Source organism: Streptomyces narbonensis (genome assembly GCF_014649015.1).
Lineage (GTDB): Bacteria > Actinomycetota > Actinomycetes > Streptomycetales > Streptomycetaceae > Streptomyces > Streptomyces narbonensis.
Map to the genome: position 1 here is coordinate 112,551 of NZ_BMSF01000019.1, position 19,265 is coordinate 131,815.

The following is a 19,265-nucleotide window of genomic DNA, read 5'->3' on the forward strand; positions in this document are numbered from 1 at the left end:
GGGCGCCTGGAGGGTGCCCCAGGAAGAGTAGGGCCGGGCGGGACTGTCCGGACGCCCCCTGGCCGGGCTCAGGTGGGGGACGGTGAGGACGTCCAGGCGTAGCGGTGCTCGGGGCGGCCCGTCTCGCCGTACCGGAGGGAGAGGCTCACCCGGCCCGTGCGTTCGAGGAGCTTGAGGTAGCGCTGGGCGGTCTGGCGGCTCACTCCGGCCCGCTCGGCGATCTCCTGAGCGGAGAGCGGGCCGTCGGCGGCGAGCAGGACCTGCCGGACCAGCTCGGCAGTGGTGGGGGAGTGCCCCTTCGGCAGGTCCGGGGCGACGGTGCCCGCCGCCAGGACACCGAAGATCCGGTCCACCTCGGCCTGTTCCGCCTCGCCGCCGGCTCCTCCCAGGGCGCGCCGCAGCGCCGCGTACGCCTCCAGCTTGGAGCGCAGCCCGGCGAAGTTGAACGGCTTGACCAGGTACTGGAGGGCGCCGTGGCGCATCGCCGCCTGCACGGTGGCGACGTCCCGGGCGGCGGTCACCATGATCACGTCGCACTGGTGGCCGCGGGCGCGGAGCTCCCGTACGGCGGTGAGGCCGTTCTCGTCCGGCAGGTAGTGGTCCATGAGGACCAGGTCCACCGGATGCGCGTCCAGTGCGGCCAGCGCCTCGGCGGTCGAGTGGGCGGTGGCGGACACCCGGAAGCCCGGGACCTTGGCGACGTACGCGGCGTTGATCCGCGCCACGAGCACGTCGTCGTCCACGACGAGTACCTCGATCATCTCGCTCATCGCGACTCCCCGGCAGGCTCGGGTGCGAAGGGCTTTCCGGGGGCGGGAACGGAGGGTTCGGAGTCGGTGAGGGCGTCCGGGAGGACGACGGTGAACTCCGCGCCGCCGTCCCGGCCCCCGGCCACGCGGGCCGTGCCGCCCCGGCGCTCGGCCAGGCGGCGTACGAAGGCGAGGCCGAGCCCGCGCCTGCCGTGGGACGGCGGCTCCTTCGTCGACCAGCCCTCGGTGAAGATCAGCTCGCGGCGCTCCTCGGCGACGCCGGGGCCGCTGTCCGTGACCCGCAGCACGACCGTACGGCCCTCGGTGCGGAACGCGACCTCGACCCGGGCACCGGGCATGCCCGCGACGGCGTCCAGGGCGTTGTCGACCAGATTGCCGACCACCGTGACCAGCTCACGGGGGTCGACGAGGCGGTCCGGAAGCAGGGACTCCGGGGAGATCCGCAGGGACACGCCACGCTCGGCGGCGACGGTCGCCTTGCCGACCAGGAGCGCGGCGAGCAGCGGGTCGTGGACCTTCTCGGTGACCTGCTCGGCGGTGGCCCGGTGGACTCCGACCACCTCCGTGACGAACTCGACCGCCTCCTCGTGCATGTCCAGCTCCAGGAGGCCGAGGAGGGTGTGCAGCCGGTTGGCGTGCTCGTGGTCCTGGGCGCGCAGGGCGTCGATCAGGCCGCGTGTCGAGTCCAGCTCGCGCCCGAGCCGCTCCAGCTCGGTGCGGTCGCGCAGGGTCGCGACGGCGCCTCCGTCGTCGGTGGGCATGCGGTTGGCGATCAGAACCCGGTGGCCCTGGACGGTGACGAGGTCCTCGCCCGTGACCCGGCCCGCCAGGACGTCGGCGGTACGGCCCTGGCCGAGGAGCTCGTCCAGCGGCCGGCCCGCGGCCTCGGGGCCGAGGCCGAGGAGACGCTGTGCCTCGTCGTTCACGAGCCGCACCCTGCCGGTGCGGTCGATGGCCACGACACCCTCCCGGATGCCGTGCAGCATGGCCTCGCGCTCGGCGAGCAGCGCGGAGATGTCGGAGAAGGCCAGGTCGTGCGTCTGCCGCTGGAGGCGGCGGGAGATCAGGTACGCCGCGAGCGCCCCGACGGCGAGCGCCCCGCCCGCGTACGCGAGGAGGCCCGGGATCGCGGCGAGGAGCCGGTCGCGGACGCTGTCGTACTCGATGCCGACGGAGACCGCGCCGACGATCCGGCCGTCGGCGTCGCGCAGTGGTGCCTTGCCGCGCGCCGAGCGGCCGAGCGTGCCGCTGTCGATCTCCATCACCTCGCTGCCCGAGAGAGCGGCGCTCGGGTCGGTGGAGACGCGCCGGCCGATCTGGACGGGGTCGGGGTGCGACCAGCGCAGTCCGCGGGTGTCCATGACCACGACGTACTCGGCGCCCGTGGACAACCGGATCCGTTCGGCCTCGGTCTGCACCGGGCCCCGCGCGGACGGCGGGGTGCCGACCAGGTCGGCGGCGAGACCGGGGGAGGCGGTCGTCTCGGCGATGGCCAGGGCCCGCCGCATGGCCTGGTCGTCGAGCTGGTCGCTGAGCGGGGCGAGGAAGAGACCGGTGGCGAGGACGGTCACACCGGCCGCGATGGCCAGCTGCATCAGCAGGACCTGCGCGAACACCCGCCGAGGCCACCCGAACCGCCGGCGACGCGCGAGGGGCCGCGCGGGGCGGGTCTGTGCGGGTCTCATGCCGAAAAGGTACGGGGCGAGAACCCACGACCGGAAATACCGCGCTTCGGGACCTTGGCTGCGCCGGGGCTGCGTGTGACGTGGGCTCCTGCTGCGCCGGGCCTGCGTGTGACGTGGGTTCCCGCTGCGCAGGGCTGGCCGGGCGATCCGGGCGCCCGCTGCGCCGGGCCTGCGCGTGACCTGGGTTCCTGCTGCGCCGGGCCTGCGCGTGACCTGGGTTCCTGCTGCGCCGGATCCCAGGGCCCTGCGGATTGAGCGAGCGGCCCTGGGCGGCCGACCACGCCGTTAGCTGGGAGGCTGCCGTCCCCACGGCAGCGATGGGCCCGCAGACGACCCTGGCTCCGGCTGCGCCGAGCCACCGGGGCACTCCGGCTTCCGGCTGTGCCGAGCCGGCCGTGTGCGCCAGCCTCCGGCTGCGCCGAGCCGGCCGTGCGCTCCGGCCTTCGGTTGTCCTGGGCCTCTGGGCAACCCGGGGCTTTCGGCTGGGCCGAGTCAGTTGTGCGCTCCGGCCTTCGGTTGTCCTGGGCCTCTGGGCAACCCCAGGTTTCCGGCTGCGCCGAGCCGGCCGTGCGCTCCGGCCTCCGGCTGCCCGGGGCCCCTGGGCACCCCAGGCTTCCGGCTGCGCCGGTGCTGGACCCACGCCTGCGCCCGGGAGGCGGGACTCTCCCGGGCCGTCGGCCCACCCGAGCCATTCGGCCCCCGAAGCACCTGGCCACCCGCATGCCCGGTCCCCAGAGCCGCCCCGGACACGCGGCGGATCTCGCCGCCTCCGTCGGGCGGATTCGGACGCCCCCGGATGGTCCCGCCTATCCTGGGGCCTTCCCACGGCCGTGGGAAAGAGTCCCGCTACCGGAGGCACGACCCTTGAGCACGCAGCAGATTCCCGTCGTCGTCCTCGCCGGGTTTCTCGGGGCCGGGAAGACCACGCTCCTCAACCATCTGCTGCGCAGTGCCCGGGGGACCCGGATCGGGGTCATGGTCAACGACTTCGGGGACATCGGCATCGACGCCATGACGGTCGCCGGGCAGGTGGGTTCCACCGTCTCGCTCGGCAACGGGTGTCTGTGCTGTGCGGTCGACGCGAGCGAGCTCGACGAGTACCTGGAGGTCCTGACCCGGCCCGAATCCCGGCTCGACGTCATCGTGATCGAGGCCAGCGGGCTCGCCGAGCCGCAGGAGCTCGTGCGCATGGTGCTCGCCAGCGAGAACGAGCGGATCGTCTACGGGGGGCTCGTCCAGGTCGTCGACGCGGCCGAGTTCGGGGCGACCCGGCAGCGCCATCCCGAGACCGACCGGCATCTGACGATCGCCGACCTGGTGGTCGTGAACAAGGCGGACCGGGTCTCCGTGGACGAGCTGTCCGCCGTGCGCGAGACGGTGGGCGCGCTCGCCGGGAAGGCCGTCGTGGTCGACGCCTCACACGGGCGGGTCGACCCCGAGCTGCTCTTCGACCGGGTGGTGCCCGAGGACGAGATCGAGGGACAGATGTCCATCGAGGACATCCTGTACGGCTCCGAGGACGAGGCGCACGCGCATCCGCACGCCGAGTACGAGACCGTCTCCCTGACCGCCTCGACCCCGCTCCACCCGCGCCGCCTCATGGCCTTCCTGGACGCGCGGCCGGAGGGCCTGTACCGGATCAAGGGCTTCGTGGACCTCGGCGCCGCCGACCCGGGCAACCGCTACGCGGTCCACGCCGTCGGCCGATTCCTGCGCTTCTACCCCGAGCCGTGGCCCGCCGGCGAGGAGCGGCTCACCCAGCTCGTCCTGATCGGCTCCGGCGTCGACGCCGGAGCACTGCGCAAGGAGCTCGCCGGCTGCGAGCAGAACGGCCCGCAGGACGCCCCCGACGAGCACAGCATGTGGGGCGTCCTGCGGTACGTGCGTCAGAGCCGGACGGACGAGGAGCCGGACGAGGCACCGGACGGGATCCAGTCCGGAGCCGGTGCCCGTCCACACACGCCCTAGTTCGCCGGAGGGCCGGCCAGGACCTCCACCGGCTGGGGGAGCGGCGTGCCCGAGCCGTCGCGGCGCGGGTCGATCTCCGGCAGCGGTGCCGGGGTGCCGTTCTTCTGCGCGGCCCGTGCCGGGGTGGCGCCCGCCCAGGCCAGGATCAGGACGTCCTCGCCCTTCAGGAACCGCTGGCAGCGGACACCGCCCGTCGCGCGGCCCTTGCGCGGGTACTGGTCGAAGGGGGTCAGCTTCGCCGACGTACCCGCCGAGGCGTCGAGGGTTCCCGTGGAGCCAGCGACGGTGAAGACCACGGCGTCCGCCGCCGGGTCCACGGCCGTGAACGAGAGCACCTCGGCGCCCTCGGTCAGCTTGATGCCCGCCATACCGCCGGCCGGCCGGCCCTGGGGCCGTACCTGCGCGGCCGGGTAGCGGAGGAGCTGGGCGTCGGAGGTGATGAAGACCAGGTCCTCCTCGCCCGACCGCAGTTCGGTCGCGCCGACGATCCGGTCACCGTCCTTGAGCGTGATGACCTCCAGCTCGTCCTTGTTCGCCGGATAGTCCGGGACCACCCGCTTCACCACGCCCTGCAGCGTGCCGAGCGCGAGACCGGGCGAGGACTCGTCGAGCGTGGTCAGACAGACCACCGACTCGTCCGCCTCCAGGGACAGGAACTCCGAGAGCTGCGCGCCGCCGGCGAGGCTGGGTACGGTCGCGGTGTCCGGGAGCTGAGGCAGGTCGATGACCGCGATCCGCAGCAGCCGGCCGGCCGAGGTCACCGCGCCGACGTCGCCGCGCTGGGTGGCGGCCACCGCCGACACGATCAGGTCGTGCTTGGTGCGCGGCGCGTCCGGGTCGGCCGGCGGCAGCTTCGCCGTCGCCGTACGGGCGAGCAGTCCGGTCGAGGAGAGCAGCACCCGGCACGGGTCGTCCGCGACCTCCAGCGGCACGGCCGCGACGGGCGCGCCCGCCGATTCGAGCAGGACCGTCCGCCGGTCGGTGGCGAACTTCTTCGCGACCGCGGCCAGTTCCGCCGAGACCAGCTTCCGCAGCTCCGCGTCGGAGTCGAGGATCCCGGTCAGCTCGTCGATCTCGCCGTTGAGCCGGTCGCGCTCGGTCTCCAGCTCGATGCGGTCGAACTTGGTGAGGCGGCGCAGCGGGGTGTCCAGGATGTACTGCGTCTGGATCTCGCTCAGCGAGAAGCGCTCCATCAGGCGCTCCTTGGCCTGGGCGGAGTTCTCGCTCTCCCGGATGATCCGGATGACCTCGTCGATGTCGACGAGTGCGACGAGGAGGCCGTCGACCAGGTGGAGCCGGTCGCGCTTCTTGGTGCGGCGGAACTCGGAGCGGCGGCGGACGACCTCGAAGCGGTGGTCGAGGTAGACCTCCAGGAGCTCCTTGAGGCCGAGCGTGAGCGGCTGGCCGTCCACCAGCGCCACGTTGTTGATGCCGAAGGACTCCTCCATCGGCGTCAGCTTGTAGAGCTGCTCCAGGACCGCCTCCGGCACGAAGCCGTTCTTGATCTCGATGACGAGACGCAGGCCGTGGTTGCGGTCGGTGAGGTCCTTGACGTCCGCGATGCCCTGGAGCTTCTTGGAGCCGACGAGGTCCTTGATCTTGGAGATGACCTTCTCGGGGCCGACCGTGAAGGGCAGCTCGGTCACGATGATGCCCTTGCGGCGGGCGGTCACCGTCTCCACGGTCGTCGTGGCGCGGATCTTGAAGGAGCCGCGGCCCGACTCGTACGCGTCCTTGATGCCGGACAGGCCGACGATCCGGCCGCCGGTCGGCAGGTCGGGACCGGGGACGAAGCGCATGAGCGTCTCGAGGTCGGCGCCCGGGTGGCGGATCAGGTGGCGGGCCGCCGCGATCACCTCGCCGAGGTTGTGCGGCGGCATGTTGGTCGCCATGCCGACCGCGATCCCGGACGCGCCGTTGACCAGCAGGTTCGGGTAGGCGGCGGGCAGTGCCGCCGGCTCCTGCTCCTGGCCGTCGTAGTTCGGCGAGAAGTCGACCGTGTCCTCGTCGATGGACTCGGTCATCAGCAGCGCGGCGGGGGCCATGCGCGACTCCGTGTACCGCATGGCGGCGGGCGGGTCGTCATTGCCCAGGGAGCCGAAGTTGCCGTGGCCGTCGACGAGGGGCAGCCGCATGGAGAAGGGCTGCGCCATGCGGACCATGGCGTCGTAGATCGACGCGTCGCCGTGCGGGTGGAGCTTGCCCATCACCTCGCCGACGACGCGGGCGCACTTGACGAACCCGCGGTCGGGGCGGAGCCCCATCTCGCCCATCTGGTAGACGATGCGGCGCTGGACGGGCTTCATGCCGTCGCGGGCGTCGGGGAGCGCGCGCGAGTAGATCACCGAGTACGCGTACTCGAGGAAGGAGCCCTGCATCTCGTCGACGACGTCGATGTCGAGGATCCTCTCCTCGTACGCGTCGTCCGGCGGCGGTGTCTTCGTGCTGCGGCGGGCCATCGCGGCTGCGGCTCCTTCACCAACAAGGTTGATCTGACGCGGACCATTGTGGACTGTGCCACCGACAACGCCGACCGCGACCCGGAAGAGGGACATCTGGACGGGACGGGAACTTCGCCAGGTGTCGGCGCGCTTGCATACAGTGGCAGGACTTTTTCACATCGCGATCGAAGGGACGTACATGCCCATGGGTCACACGGCCACGGCCGAGGCCGGCTCCGGCGGCCTGACAGCGACCGAGCACCGGTTGGCGAACGGCCTGCGCGTGGTGCTCTCGGAGGACCACCTGACCCCGGTCGCCGCGGTCTGCCTCTGGTACGACGTCGGCTCGCGGCACGAGGTCGAGGGCCGCACGGGCCTCGCCCACCTCTTCGAGCACCTGATGTTCCAGGGTTCGAAGCAGGTCCACGGCAACGGGCACTTCGAGCTGGTGCAGGGCGCGGGCGGCTCGCTCAACGGCACGACGAGCTTCGAGCGCACCAACTACTTCGAGACCATGCCCACCCACCAGCTGGAGCTCGCGCTCTGGCTGGAGGCCGACCGCATGGGCTCGCTGCTCGCGGCCCTGGACGACGAGTCCATGGAGAACCAGCGGGACGTCGTCAAGAACGAGCGCCGCCAGCGGTACGACAACGTGCCGTACGGCACGGCCTTCGAGAAGCTGACGGCGCTGGCCTACCCGGAGGGCCACCCGTACCACCACACGCCGATCGGCTCCATGGCGGACCTGGATGCCGCCACGCTGGAGGACGCGCGGAACTTCTTCCGCACGTACTACGCGCCGAACAACGCGGTGCTGTCGGTCGTCGGGGACATCGACACGGAGCAGACCCTCGCCTGGGTCGAGAAGTACTTCGGATCCATCCCCTCCCACGACGGCAAGCTGCCCCCGCGCGACGGCTCGCTGCCGGACGTCATGGGCACGGAGCAGCGTGTCGTCCTCGTCGAGGAGGTCCCGGCGCGTGCGCTGATGGCCGCCTACCGGCTGCCGCACGACGGCACGCGCGAGTGCGACGCGGCCGACCTGGCACTGACGGTCCTCGGCGGCGGAGAGTCCTCCCGCCTGCACAACCGCCTGGTCCGCCGTGACCGGACGGCCGTCGCCGCGGGCTTCGGCCTGCTGCGGCTCGCCGGGGCCCCCTCGCTGGGCTGGCTGGACGTCAAGACCTCCGGCGGCGTCGAGGTCCCGCAGATCGAGGCGGCCGTCGACGAGGAGCTCGCCCGCTTCGCCGCCGAGGGCCCGACGCCCGAGGAGATGGAGCGCGCGCAGGCCCAGTTGGAGCGCGAGTGGCTCGACCGGCTCGGCACCGTCGCGGGTCGCGCCGACGAACTGTGCCGGTTCGCGGTGCTGTTCGGCGACCCGCAGCTCGCCCTGACCGCCGTCGACCGGGTCCTCGACATCAGCGCCGAGGAGGTGCGGGCGGCTGCCAAGGCCCGGCTGCGCCCCGACAACCGCGCGGTGCTCGTCTACGAGCCGGTGGCGACCGAACAGAGCGAGAGCGACAGCGACGAGGAAGAGGGAGCGGACCAGTGACCGACGCTGCCGTGTCTTTGACGAGCATGGACTTCCACCCGCAGCCCGCGCCGGGCGTCGCCCGGCCCTGGGCCTTCCCGGCCCCGGACCGCGGCTCCCTGGCCAACGGCCTGACCGTGCTGACCAGCCACCGCCCCGGTCAGCAGGTCGTGGCCGTGGAGCTCTTCCTGCCGGCCCCGCTGGACGCCGAGCCGGCCGGTCTCGACGGTGTCGCCACGATCATGGCCCGTGCGCTCTCCGAGGGCACGGACCAGCGCAGCGCCGAGGAGTTCGCGGCCGAGCTGGAGCGCTGCGGTGCCACGCTCGACGCGCACGCGGACCACCCGGGCGTGCGGGTCTCCCTCGAGGTGCCCGCCTCCCGGCTCCCCAAGGCGCTCGGGCTGCTCTCCGAGGCGCTGATCGCCCCGGCGTTCCTGGAGACCGAGATCGAGCGCCTCGTGCGCAACCGCCTCGACGAGATCCCGCACGAGACGGCCAACCCGTCCCGCCGCGCCGCCAAGCAGCTCTCCAAGGAGCTCTTCCCGGCCGAGTCGCGCATGTCCCGGCCCCGCCAGGGCACGGAGGAGACGGTCGCCGCGATCGACGCCGCCGCTGTCCGCGCCTTCTACGAGGCGTATATCCGCCCCGGCACGGCCACCGCCGTGGTGGTGGGCGACCTGACGGGCGTCGACCTGGACAAGGTCCTCGCCGAGACGCTGGGCACCTGGACCGGCGAGCCGGCCGAGGCGCTCCCGATGCCGCCGATCACCGCCGACGACACCGGACGGGTCGTCATCGTGGACCGTCCCGGCGCGGTCCAGACCCAGTTGCTGATCGGCCGGATCGGTCCGGACCGCCACGACAGCGTCTGGGCGGCCCAGGTCCTCGGCACGTACTGCCTCGGCGGCACGCTGACCTCGCGGCTCGACCGGGTCCTGCGCGAGGAGAAGGGCTACACGTACGGCGTGCGGGCCTTCGGGCAGGTGCTCCGCTCCGACGCCGAGGGGAACGGCGCGTCGATGCTCGCCATCAGCGGTTCGATCGACACCCCCAACACCGGTCCGGCACTTGACGACCTGTGGAAGGTGCTGCGGACCCTCGCGGCGGAGGGTCTCACGGACGCCGAGCGCGAGACCGCCGTGCAGAACCTGGTGGGTGTGGCGCCGCTCAAGTACGAGACGGCCGCCTCGGTCGCCGGGACGCTCTCCGACCAGGTCGAGCAGCACCTCCCGGACGACTACCAGGCCCAGTTGTACGCGCGCCTGGCCGAGACGGGCACGGTCGAGGCGACCGCGGCCGTGGTCAGCGCCTTCCCGGTGGACCGGCTCGTCACCGTGCTCGTGGGTGACGCGGCGGAGATCGCCGAGCCCGTGCGCGCGCTCGGCATCGGTGAAGTCACCGTGGTGACCGGCTGATCGCACCCGACGACCGCCGGTTCGGCATCCGCCGGCCCGGCGACGAAAGGCCTCGACGTCATGATTTCGTCGAGGCCTTCCGCTTTGTCCGTATTGAGGGCAAGGGTGGCTGTCTGCCCTGTGGCATGTCTTACAAACTGCCGTGACTGTTTGGTGATTGACAGACGATCCGCATAGCGTCGGGGCGGCTGTTCGTCAGTTGTACGTGCCGCACTCGCGGCAGCGGACAGTCATCGCCGAGTCCCCGTCAGGCGCGAGCCTGGGGAGCCGGGGACCCACACAGTCCCTGGGGTGAATCGGGCGCCTTCGTCCTGTACGGAGGGGCTCGTAGGAGACCTTCCTGCTCCGAACCCGTCAGCTAACCCGGTAGGCGAGAGGGAAGGAAAGGATCAGCCCCTACATGGCGTTCACCCGTGCCACCGGGAAGCATCGTGGTCCGAGCCGGATGGCGCGCCGCAGCGTGGGCATCGCCGGCGCCGCGACCCTCGCCACCACCGGCGTCATCGGAACCCTCGCCTCCCCGGCGCTCGCCGCCGACACGGAGAACCGCTCCCTCGAGGACACCGGCCTCACGAAGGTGATCACCGAGGACTCGCTCGCGGACCGGATCGACGCCCAGGCCGCCGCCCAGGAGCAGGAGGCCTTCGAGGCCGTCGCCAAGGAGAAGGCCCAGGCAGAGGCCCGCGCCGAGGCGAAGCGCAAGGCAGAGGCCCGTGCCCAGGAGGTCCGCGAGGAGCGCGAGCGCGCCGCCCGCGAGGCCGAGCGCCGGCGCCTCAACTCCTTCCAGCTCCCCGTGGCCGGCTCGTACGTGACCACCGGCTACAAGACCGGTGGCTCGCTCTGGTCCTCCGGCAGCCACTCCGGCATCGACTTCCACGCCTCCTACGGCAGCTCGGTCGTCTCCGTCGGCTCCGGCACCGTCGTCGAGGCCGGCTGGGGTGGCGCGTACGGCAACAACATCGTCATCCGGATGAACGACGGCACGTACACCCAGTACGGTCACCTCTCGTCCATCGGGGTCTACGTCGGTCAGAGCGTCGAGCCGGGCCAGCAGATAGGCATCTCGGGCTCGTCCGGCAACTCGACCGGGCCGCACCTCCACTTCGAGGCGCGGACGGGCTCCGACTACGGCTCGGACCTGAACCCCATCTCGTACCTGCGTGCCCGCGGCGTCAGCCTCTGAGGCCACGCCGATCACGTCGCAGAAGCCCCGGCTCGTACTGAGCCGGGGCTTTTTGCCGACCGGAACACCTGCCTGAATTCCAGAGGGGCATCGGAATTTCCGGCCTCCTGCAATAGAGTCGCGGAACAGACGCAGAACAGGCGTCGCTCCATTTCTCTCTCGCGGACCAAGGCGGAGGTCGGACATGCGCGTTCCCGCGCAATCGGTATGCACGGCGATCCGGGACGACATCGTCTCCGGCGTCTTCGAGCGGGGCGGGCGGCTGACCGAGGAGCAGCTCGCGCGCCGCTACGGGGTCTCCCGTGTCCCGGTCCGCGAGGCGCTGCGCACCCTGGAGTCCGAGGGCTTCGTCGTCACCCGGCGCCATGCCGGTGCCCATGTCGCCGAGCCCACCGAGCAGGAGGCGGCCGATCTGCTCGACATGCGGGCCCTGCTCGAACCCCTGGGCGCGGCCCGTGCCGCGCAGCGACGCACCGAGGCGCACCTGAAGGTGCTGCGCGGCCTGGTCAGGCTGGGGCAGGAGCGGGCCAGGCGCGGCCAGGGCGAGGATCTGCGCTCACTCGGGGGCTGGTTCCACGAGACGCTGGCGCAGGCCTCCGGCAGCCCGGCCCTGACCGCGCTGCTCACCCAGCTCCGGCACAAGATCGCCTGGATGTACGCGGTCGACCTGCCCGCCCATCCCGTGGAGGCCTGGTCCGAGCACGGCGCCATCGTGGACGCCGTCGCGCGCGGCGACGCCGAGAGGGCCAGGGCGCTGACGGCGCTGCACGCGGAGCGCTCGCTGGCGCTGCACCGGCTCAAAAGGCCGGAGCACGGCCGTGTGAGGGTTTCGCAACATGTCGTCAACACGGCGAGCGGCCAGAATTAACGCGCGCACCGTATACAAAGAGAAGTAATTCGGCGGAGCCTATTTGCGCTGCCCGGAAATTACTCGAAACGCGGGCTCCGAACGCAGGCCCTGGAATGCCGGCTCCGGAATGCAGCCCCCGGAATGCAGGCTCCGGAAACGCGAGAACCGCGGCGCCGGAATTCCGGCAGCCGCGGTCTCGTCGTACGGGAAGGCGGGGTCAGACGGTCTCGGGGAGCTCGTCGAGGCCCTCGGCAACCAGCTTCGCGAGACGGTCGAGCGCGACCTCGGCGCCGTCGGCCTCCGAAGCCAGGACGATCTCCTCGCCGCCCTGCGCGCCCAGGCCGAGCACCGCGAGCATCGAGGCGGCGTTCACGGGGGTGCCGTCGGACTTGGCGATCGTCACCGGAACGCCGGAAGCCGTGGCGGCACGGACGAAGATGGACGCGGGGCGGGCGTGGAGGCCCTCGGCCCAGCCGACGTTGACGCGGCGCTCAGCCATGGTGTTGCCCTTCAAGTCTCAAGCGGGTTGTCTAGACCAGTCTCTCACGGGATGCACGATGCTCGTGCCGACCTTCGGCCCGGACGGCACCGCCCTTCGGCCCTCCCCACCTTGCACGGCACGCACCCGCCGCGCGACCGGTGCCGGTGTCGTGCACCGGCCGTAGGCTGGCCCCATGCAGAGCGCGTCGGAGCAGTCGGAAGCGGCGGATCGACCGGCACCACCGGCGTCACCGGAGCACGCCTATCCCGATCACTGGGAGGCGGACGTGGTGCTCCGGGACGGCGGCACCGCGCGTATCAGGCCCATCACCGCCGACGATGCCGACCGGCTGGTCAGCTTCTACGAGCAGGTGTCGGACGAGTCGAAGTACTACCGCTTCTTCGCGCCCTACCCACGGCTCTCCGCCAAGGACGTCCACCGCTTCACCCACCACGACTTCGTCGACCGGGTGGGCCTCGCCGCGACCGTGGGCGGCGAGTTCATCGCCACCGTCCGCTACGACCGCATCGACGACCGCGGCATGCCCGCCTCGCACCCGGCCGACGAGGCCGAGGTCGCCTTCCTCGTCCAGGATGCCCACCAGGGACGCGGCGTCGCCTCCGCCCTCCTCGAACACATCGCGGCGGTCGCGCGCGAGCGGGACATCCGGCGCTTCGCCGCCGAGGTGCTCCCCGCCAACAACAAGATGATCAAGGTCTTCACCGACGCGGGATACACCCAGAAGCGGAGCTTCGAGGACGGCTCCGTCCGGCTCCACCTCGACCTCGAACCGACCGACCGCTCCCTCGCCGTCCAGCGCGCGCGGGAGCAGCGCGCGGAGGCCCGGTCCGTCCAGCGGCTCCTCACCCCCCGCTCAGTCGCCGTCGTCGGCGCCGGGCGCGCCCCCGGCGGCGTCGGCCGGACCGTCCTCCGAAACCTCCTCGGCGCCGGCTTCACCGGCCGCGTCCACGCGGTGAACGCGGCGCTCACCGAGGGGCCCGCGGAGCTCGACGGCGTCCCCGCCCACCCCTCCGTGGCGGCCATCGGCGAGCCCGTGGACCTGGCGATCGTCGCCGTCCCCGCGGAGCGGGTGCCGGAGGTCGTCGCCGACTGCGGCGAGCACGGAGTGCGGGGCCTCGTCGTCCTCTCCGCCGGATACGCGGAGAGCGGCCCGGCCGGCCGGGAGCGGCAGCGCCAGCTCGTACGGCAGGCCCGCTCGTACGGGATGCGGATCATCGGGCCCAACGCCTTCGGGATCATCAACACCTCCGAGGACGTCCGGCTCAACGCCTCCCTCGCCCCCCACATGCCGGCCGCCGGGCGGATCGGGCTCTTCACCCAGTCCGGCGCGATCGGGATCGCCCTCCTCGCCGGACTCCACCGGCACGGAGCCGGGCTCTCCTCCTTCATCTCGGCCGGAAACCGCGCCGACGTGTCCGGCAACGACTTCCTCCAGCACTGGTACGACGACCCGGGCACGGACGTCGTCCTCCTCTATCTGGAGTCGATCGGCAACCCCCGCAAGTTCACCCGGCTGGCCCGCCGCACCGCCGCCGTCAAACCGGTCGTGGTCGTCAAGGGCGCCCGGCACAGCGGCAGCGCGCCGCCCGGCCACCGGGTGCCCGTCACCCGCATCCCGCACGCCACGGTCTCCGCGCTGCTGCGCCAGGCCGGGGTGATCCGCGTCGACACCGTCACCGAACTCGTGGACGCCGGACTGCTCCTCGCCGCCCAGCCGCTGCCCGCCGGGCCGAGGGTCGCGATCCTCGGCAACTCCGAGTCGCTCGGCCTGCTCACGTACGACGCCTGCCTGACCGAGGGACTGCGCCCGCTGCGCCCGCTCGACCTGACGACCGCGGCGGGCCCGGCGGACTTCCGGGACGCGCTCGCGGCGGCGCTCGCGGACGAGACCTCCGACGCGGTCGTGGTGAACGCGATCCCCTGGGTCGGGGAGAACGGCGCCACCGAGTCCGGCGACGGGGAGGTCCTCGCGGCCTCCCTGCGCGAGGCCGTCGCGTCGGTCCCCGCCCCGGCGAAGCCCGTCGTCGTCGTCCACGTCGAGATGGGCGGCCTGGCGGAGGCCCTCGCGGTCGCGACGAGCACCCGACCGGCGCCGACGGGGACCCGTACGGCCTCGGCACCCGCGTCGACATCCGGATCGGCGCAGGCGCAGGACCAGGATCGGCCTCCGGTCCACCCCGCGACGGCCACCGGTTCCGGCGCCGCGCCCCGCACGAGCGCCCCGCCCCCGTCCCTGGTGCCGCCGGCGCAGACCGCGGACCCGGCCGGCCCCGAGGGCACCGACCAGGCCACCGCCGCCCGGACCTCCGACCGGCACGCCACCATCCCCGCCTACCCCGCCGCCGAGCGTGCCGTGCGGGCGCTGGCGGAGGCCGTGCGGTACGGGCAGTGGCGGCGCCAGGCCGCCGAGCCCGGGCGGGTGCCCGAGTACGAGGACATCGACGAGGCGGCGGCCGCCGGGCTCATCGAGCGCGTGCTCGGTGCCGGGGGCGACGGGGACACGCGCGGTGTGACCCTCGACACCGCGGACGCCGGGGAGTTGCTCTCGCGGTACGGGATCACGGTCCTGCCGACCCTCCCCGCGCCCACGCCCGACGAGGCCGTCGCCGCCGCCCGCCGGCTCGGCTACCCCGTCGCGCTCAAGACGACCGCGCCCCACCTGCGCCACCGCCCCGACCTCGGCGGCGTCCGGCTCGACCTGGCCACCGAGGAGCAGCTCCGCACCGCCTACGCCGAGCTGACCGAGGTCCTCGGCAAGCCCGAGGAGCTCCAGCCCGTCGTCCAGGCGATGGTGCCCCGGGGCGTCGACACCCTCGTCCGCTCCGCCATCGACCCCGCCGTCGGAGCCGTCCTCTCCTTCGGGCTCTCCGGCGCTGCCTCCGAGCTCCTCGGCGACACGGCCCACCGGCTGGTCCCGGCCACCGACCGGGACGCCTCCGAGCTCGTACGCTCCATCCGCACCGCCCCGCTGCTGTTCGGCTGGCGCGGATCCGCCCCCGTCGACACCCCCGCCCTGGAGGAGCTCCTGCTCAGGGTCTCCCGGCTCGTCGACGACCACCCGGAGGTGGTGGCGGTCTCCCTGGAGCCGGTCGTCGTCGCCCCGCGCGGACTGTCCGTCCTCGGGGCCACCGTCCGACTGGCCCCGCCCCCGCCCCGCACCGACCTCGGCCCGCGCCGCCTGCCGAGCTACTGAGGCTCCGAGGGGGGCGCCGAGACCCCGGTCCCCGGCCGCTCGTGGCAGCGGCTCACCCCGCGGGCCCCGGTCCGGCCCACACCAACGAGTGATCAAGTTCCTGGTGCTGACGCCCGAAGGCGCCGGCCGCCCCGGCGTGCGCCAGGACCGCCCACCGATCCGCGGGAGGGCTTTCACCGGCCGGGATGGAGTCAGATGTCACAGCCCCGGCGCTCTCGAACGGCCCGGCCCCCTTCACAATCGGCCAAGCAGTCCTTACATACGGATTAGGATGGAGTCCATGGCGAAGAGCGGTACGACGACCCAGGGGCTGCGCGCGGCGATCGAGCGCAGCGGCTACTACCCGGCCCTCGTGGCCGAGGCGGTGGAGGCCGCTGTCGGCGGCGAGGCCGTGGCGTCGTACGTGGTGCACCAGGAGACCACCTTCGACGCGAACGAGGTCCGGCGCCACGTCACCGTCCTCGTCCTGACGCCGCACCGCTTCATCGTGAGCCACACCGACGAGCAGGCCGCCGACACCAGCTCCCCGACTCCGTACGCCACGACGTCCACCGAGTCCGTGAAGCTCGACCGGATCTCCTCGGTCGTCGTCAGCCGTGTCGTCGCCAACCCCGAGTCGTACACGCCGGGCACGCTGCCCCGCGAGGTGGTGCTCACCATCGGCTGGGGCGCCGTCTCCCGCATCGACCTGGAGCCCGCCGCCTGCGGCGACGCCAACTGTGACGCCGACCACGGCTACACCGGCAACGCCACCGCCGACGACCTCAGCCTGCGGGTGAGCGAGGCCGGCGACGGCCCCGACACCGTCCGGCAGACCCTGGCCTTCGCCCAGGCGCTCTCCGAAGCGATCGCGGCCACCGCCGCCACCGCTCGCTGATGGTCCAGCCCACCGCCTTCGCCCACGGCTGGCCCGACGACCCGGTCCCGCTGTCCCCGGACACCGCACCGGTGCCCGAGTACACCTTCGGCTCCCTCGGCGACCTGCTCCCGACGCTCGTCGCGGCGCAGGGCGTGCCCGGCTTCGACCAGCGGATCGCGGAGCTGGCCCCGGCCGACCGGAACTGCGTCTTCCTGATCGACGGGCTCGGCTGGGAGCAGATCAAGGCCCACCCGGACGAGGCCCCGTACCTGACCTCACTGATCGGTTCCTCGCGCGGCGGCACGGGCCGGCCGGTCACCGCCGGCTTCCCCGCCACCACCGCGACCTCGCTCGCCTCGGTCGGCACGGGCCGTTACCCCGGTACGCACGGGCTGCCCGGCTACACCGTGCGCAACCCCGACACCGGCGAGTTGATGAACCAGCTGCGCTGGCGGCCGTGGACCGAGCCGCGCGTCTGGCAGCCGTACCCCACCGTCTTCCAGCTCGCGCACGCGGCCGGGATCCACACCGCCCAGGTGTCCTCCCCGATCTTCGAGCAGACCCCGCTCACCCAGGTCGCGCTCAGCGGCGGGACGTTCCACGGTCGGCTCAGCGGCGAGGAGCGCATGGACTTCGCCGCCGAGCAGCTCGCCGCCGGCGACCGCTCGCTGGTCTACACGTACTACAGCGAACTCGACGGCGCGGGACACCGCTTCGGCATCGACTCCGACGCCTGGCGCGGACAGCTCATGTTCGTCGACCGGCTCGTGCAGCGGCTCGCGGAGCAGCTGCCGCCCCGCTCCGCGCTGTACGTCACGGCCGACCACGGCATGGTCGACATCCCCTTCGACGAGCAGCACCGCATCGACTTCGACGAGGACTGGGAGCTGCGCGCGGGCGTGGCCCTGCTCGGCGGCGAGGGCCGTGCCCGTCATGTGTACGCGGTCCCCGGCGCCGAGGCCGACGTCCTCACCTGCTGGCGCGAGGTGATCGGCGAGCAGTTCTGGGTGGCGGGCCGGGACGAGGCCATCGCTCTGGGCTGGTTCGGCGACGAGATCGACGACCGGGTGTACGGCAGGATCGGCGACGTGGTCGCCGCGGCCCACGACGACGTCGCGATCACCGCGTCCGTCAACGAGCCCCACGAGTCGGCGATGGTCGGCATGCACGGGTCCATGACCCCCGCGGAGCAGCTCGTTCCGCTGCTCGAAGTCCGTTCCTGAAGCGTTTCCGAAACCTTCCGACCCGAAAGGTCCCCGACCCGTCATGCCCGAGCTGGTCTTCTTCTCCGGAACCATGGACTGCGGGAAGAGCACCCTGGCCCTCCAGATCGCCCACAACCGCGACGCGCGCGGGCTCCAGGGCGTGATCTTCACCCGTGACGACCGGGCGGGCGAGGGCAAGCTGTCCTCCCGGCTCGGCCTGGTGACGGAGGCGGTCGAGGCTCCGCAGGGCATGGACCTGTACGCGTACCTCGTCACCCAGCTGTCCCAGGGCGGCAAGGCCGACTACGTGATCGTCGACGAGGCGCAGTTCCTCGCGCCGGAGCAGATCGACCAGCTCGCCCGAATCGTCGACGACCTCGACCTCGACGTCTTCGCCTTCGGCATCACCACCGACTTCCGGACCAAGCTCTTCCCCGGTTCGCAGCGGCTGATCGAGCTGGCGGACCGGATCGAGCAGCTCCAGGTCGAGGCGCTGTGCTGGTGCGGGGCCAGGGCCACGCACAACGCCCGCACGGTGGGCGGCGAGATGGTCGTCGAGGGCGCCCAGGTCGTGGTCGGAGACGTGAACCGGCCTGCGGGGGAGGTCGGTTACGAGGTGCTCTGCCGCCGCCACCACCGTCGTCTCATGACCTCGTCGGCGGCCCGGGCGGGCGCGCTCTCACCGGACGTCCTGCCGGTCAACAACGCCTGACCCCCTTCCCGGGCAGGCGTTGTGCCGTCGGCCGAGCCAGCTCCGGGAAGAGCCGGGTCGGAGCGGCTCGGAGCGGCTCGGAGCGGCTCGGAGCGGCTCGGACTGGGTCAGTCCTTGATCTCGCAGATCGCGGCGCCGGAGGTGAGCGAGGCACCCACGGCCGCACTCAGATCCTTGATGATGCCCGCCTTGTGTGCGTTCAGCGGCTGTTCCATCTTCATGGCTTCGAGGACGACGATCAGGTCGCCTTCGGCCACCTCCTGGCCTTCCTCGACGGCGACCTTGACGATCGTGCCCTGCATCGGGGAGGCGAGGGTGTCGCCGGACGCGGCCGGGCCGGACTTCTTGGCGGAGCGGCGCTTCGGCTTGGCGCCGGCGGCCAGGCCTGTGCGGGCCAGTGCCATGCCCAGGCTGGACGGCAGGGAGACCTCCAGACGTCTTCCGCCGACCTCGACGACGAGCGTCTCGCGGCCCGTCCCGTCCTCCGCCTCCGCGTCGGCCCCGGTGGAGAAGGGCTTGATCTCGTTGACGAACTCGGTCTCGATCCAGCGGGTGTGGACGCGGAACGGGTCCGCGGTGAAGTCCGGGTCGACCACGACGGCCTGGTGGAACGGGATGGCGGTGGCCATGCCCTCCACCTTGAACTCGGCGAGGGCGCGGGCGGCGCGCTGGAGCGCCTGTTCGCGGGTCGCGCCGGTGACGATCAGCTTGGCCAGGAGCGAGTCCCAGGCGGGGCCGATGACGGAGCCGGACTCGACGCCGGCGTCGAGGCGGACGCCGGGGCCGGTGGGGGCGTCGAAGAGGGTGACGGTGCCGGGGGCGGGCAGGAAGCCGCGGCCGGGGTCCTCGCCGTTGATGCGGAACTCGAAGGAGTGGCCGCGGACGGCGGGGTCGCCGTAGCCGAGCTCTTCGCCGTCGGCGATGCGGAACATCTCGCGGACCAGGTCGATG

General features: G+C 72.6%; 14 protein-coding genes and 1 riboswitch. Of the genes, 9 read left to right on the plus strand and 5 right to left on the minus strand.

The annotated features are described in order from the left end of the window. Nucleotides 1–68: 68 nt before the first annotated feature. On the minus strand, nucleotides 69–761 hold the full coding sequence (locus tag IE124_RS29240; protein WP_189512085.1) for a DUF7342 family protein: 693 nt from the start codon (nucleotides 759–761) through the stop codon (nucleotides 69–71). Between the two features lie 5 nt (nucleotides 762–766). Further along, a complete protein-coding gene (locus tag IE124_RS29245; protein ID WP_189512049.1) occupies nucleotides 767–2,455 on the minus strand; it encodes an ATP-binding protein in 1,689 nt (562 codons plus the stop codon). An 864-nt stretch (nucleotides 2,456–3,319) separates the two neighbouring features. On the opposite strand from IE124_RS29245, the gene IE124_RS29250 reads away from it, so the two are divergent. Then, a complete protein-coding gene (locus tag IE124_RS29250) occupies nucleotides 3,320–4,423 on the plus strand; it encodes a CobW family GTP-binding protein (protein ID WP_229832967.1) in 1,104 nt (367 codons plus the stop codon). On the opposite strand, the gene IE124_RS29255 is transcribed toward IE124_RS29250, so the two are convergent. After that, on the minus strand, nucleotides 4,420–6,882 hold the full coding sequence (locus IE124_RS29255) for a DNA gyrase/topoisomerase IV subunit A (protein ID WP_189512053.1): 2,463 nt from the start codon (nucleotides 6,880–6,882) through the stop codon (nucleotides 4,420–4,422). The two genes, IE124_RS29250 and IE124_RS29255, sit on opposite strands and share 4 nt — an antisense overlap. Nucleotides 6,883–7,063: 181 nt before the next feature. On the opposite strand from IE124_RS29255, the gene IE124_RS29260 reads away from it, so the two are divergent. From IE124_RS29260 to IE124_RS29275, 4 genes are all read left to right on the plus strand, one after another. After that, complete coding sequence (locus IE124_RS29260) at nucleotides 7,064–8,416, plus strand: M16 family metallopeptidase (RefSeq protein ID WP_189512055.1); 1,353 nt, start codon at nucleotides 7,064–7,066, stop codon at nucleotides 8,414–8,416. A 26-nt stretch (nucleotides 8,417–8,442) separates the two neighbouring features. Continuing rightward, nucleotides 8,443–9,810 carry a M16 family metallopeptidase gene (locus tag IE124_RS29265; RefSeq protein ID WP_189512087.1) on the plus strand — a complete coding sequence of 456 codons (1,368 nt, stop codon included), beginning with the start codon at nucleotides 8,443–8,445 and terminating at the stop codon, nucleotides 9,808–9,810. 224 nt (nucleotides 9,811–10,034) lie between these two features. Further along, a riboswitch (cyclic di-AMP (ydaO/yuaA leader) is annotated at nucleotides 10,035–10,198 on the plus strand. Nucleotides 10,199–10,210: 12 nt separating this feature from the next. Continuing rightward, on the plus strand, nucleotides 10,211–10,993 hold the full coding sequence (locus tag IE124_RS29270) for a M23 family metallopeptidase (RefSeq protein ID WP_189512057.1): 783 nt from the start codon (nucleotides 10,211–10,213) through the stop codon (nucleotides 10,991–10,993). Between the two features lie 184 nt (nucleotides 10,994–11,177). Beyond that, a complete protein-coding gene (locus IE124_RS29275) occupies nucleotides 11,178–11,861 on the plus strand; it encodes a GntR family transcriptional regulator (RefSeq protein ID WP_189512059.1) in 684 nt (227 codons plus the stop codon). A gap of 199 nt (nucleotides 11,862–12,060) precedes the next feature. Here IE124_RS29275 and IE124_RS29280 read toward each other — a convergent pair whose 3' ends face one another. After that, nucleotides 12,061–12,342: an HPr family phosphocarrier protein gene (locus IE124_RS29280; protein WP_024754966.1), complete on the minus strand. Its 282-nt coding sequence runs from the start codon at nucleotides 12,340–12,342 to the stop codon at nucleotides 12,061–12,063. Between the two features lie 175 nt (nucleotides 12,343–12,517). On the opposite strand from IE124_RS29280, the gene IE124_RS29285 reads away from it, so the two are divergent. The 4 genes from IE124_RS29285 to IE124_RS29300 all read left to right on the plus strand — a co-directional run bounded on the left by IE124_RS29285 (nucleotide 12,518) and on the right by IE124_RS29300 (nucleotide 18,314). Next, nucleotides 12,518–15,538, plus strand: a complete 3,021-nt coding sequence (locus tag IE124_RS29285) for a bifunctional acetate--CoA ligase family protein/GNAT family N-acetyltransferase (protein WP_189512061.1) — start codon at nucleotides 12,518–12,520, stop codon at nucleotides 15,536–15,538. Nucleotides 15,539–15,818: 280 nt separating this feature from the next. Then, on the plus strand, nucleotides 15,819–16,415 hold the full coding sequence (locus IE124_RS29290; RefSeq protein WP_055645982.1) for a DUF5998 family protein: 597 nt from the start codon (nucleotides 15,819–15,821) through the stop codon (nucleotides 16,413–16,415). Next, nucleotides 16,415–17,620 carry an alkaline phosphatase family protein gene (locus tag IE124_RS29295; protein WP_189512063.1) on the plus strand — a complete coding sequence of 402 codons (1,206 nt, stop codon included), beginning with the start codon at nucleotides 16,415–16,417 and terminating at the stop codon, nucleotides 17,618–17,620. Before IE124_RS29290 ends, IE124_RS29295 begins: the two co-directional genes overlap by 1 nt. A 43-nt stretch (nucleotides 17,621–17,663) precedes the next feature. Then, nucleotides 17,664–18,314 carry a thymidine kinase gene (locus tag IE124_RS29300; RefSeq protein ID WP_189512065.1) on the plus strand — a complete coding sequence of 217 codons (651 nt, stop codon included), beginning with the start codon at nucleotides 17,664–17,666 and terminating at the stop codon, nucleotides 18,312–18,314. Nucleotides 18,315–18,421: 107 nt separating this feature from the next. Here the strand turns inward: IE124_RS29300 and IE124_RS29305 are convergent. Beyond that, a partial coding sequence (locus IE124_RS29305) for a biotin/lipoyl-containing protein (protein WP_189512067.1) occupies nucleotides 18,422–19,265 on the minus strand: 844 nt, incomplete at its 5' end.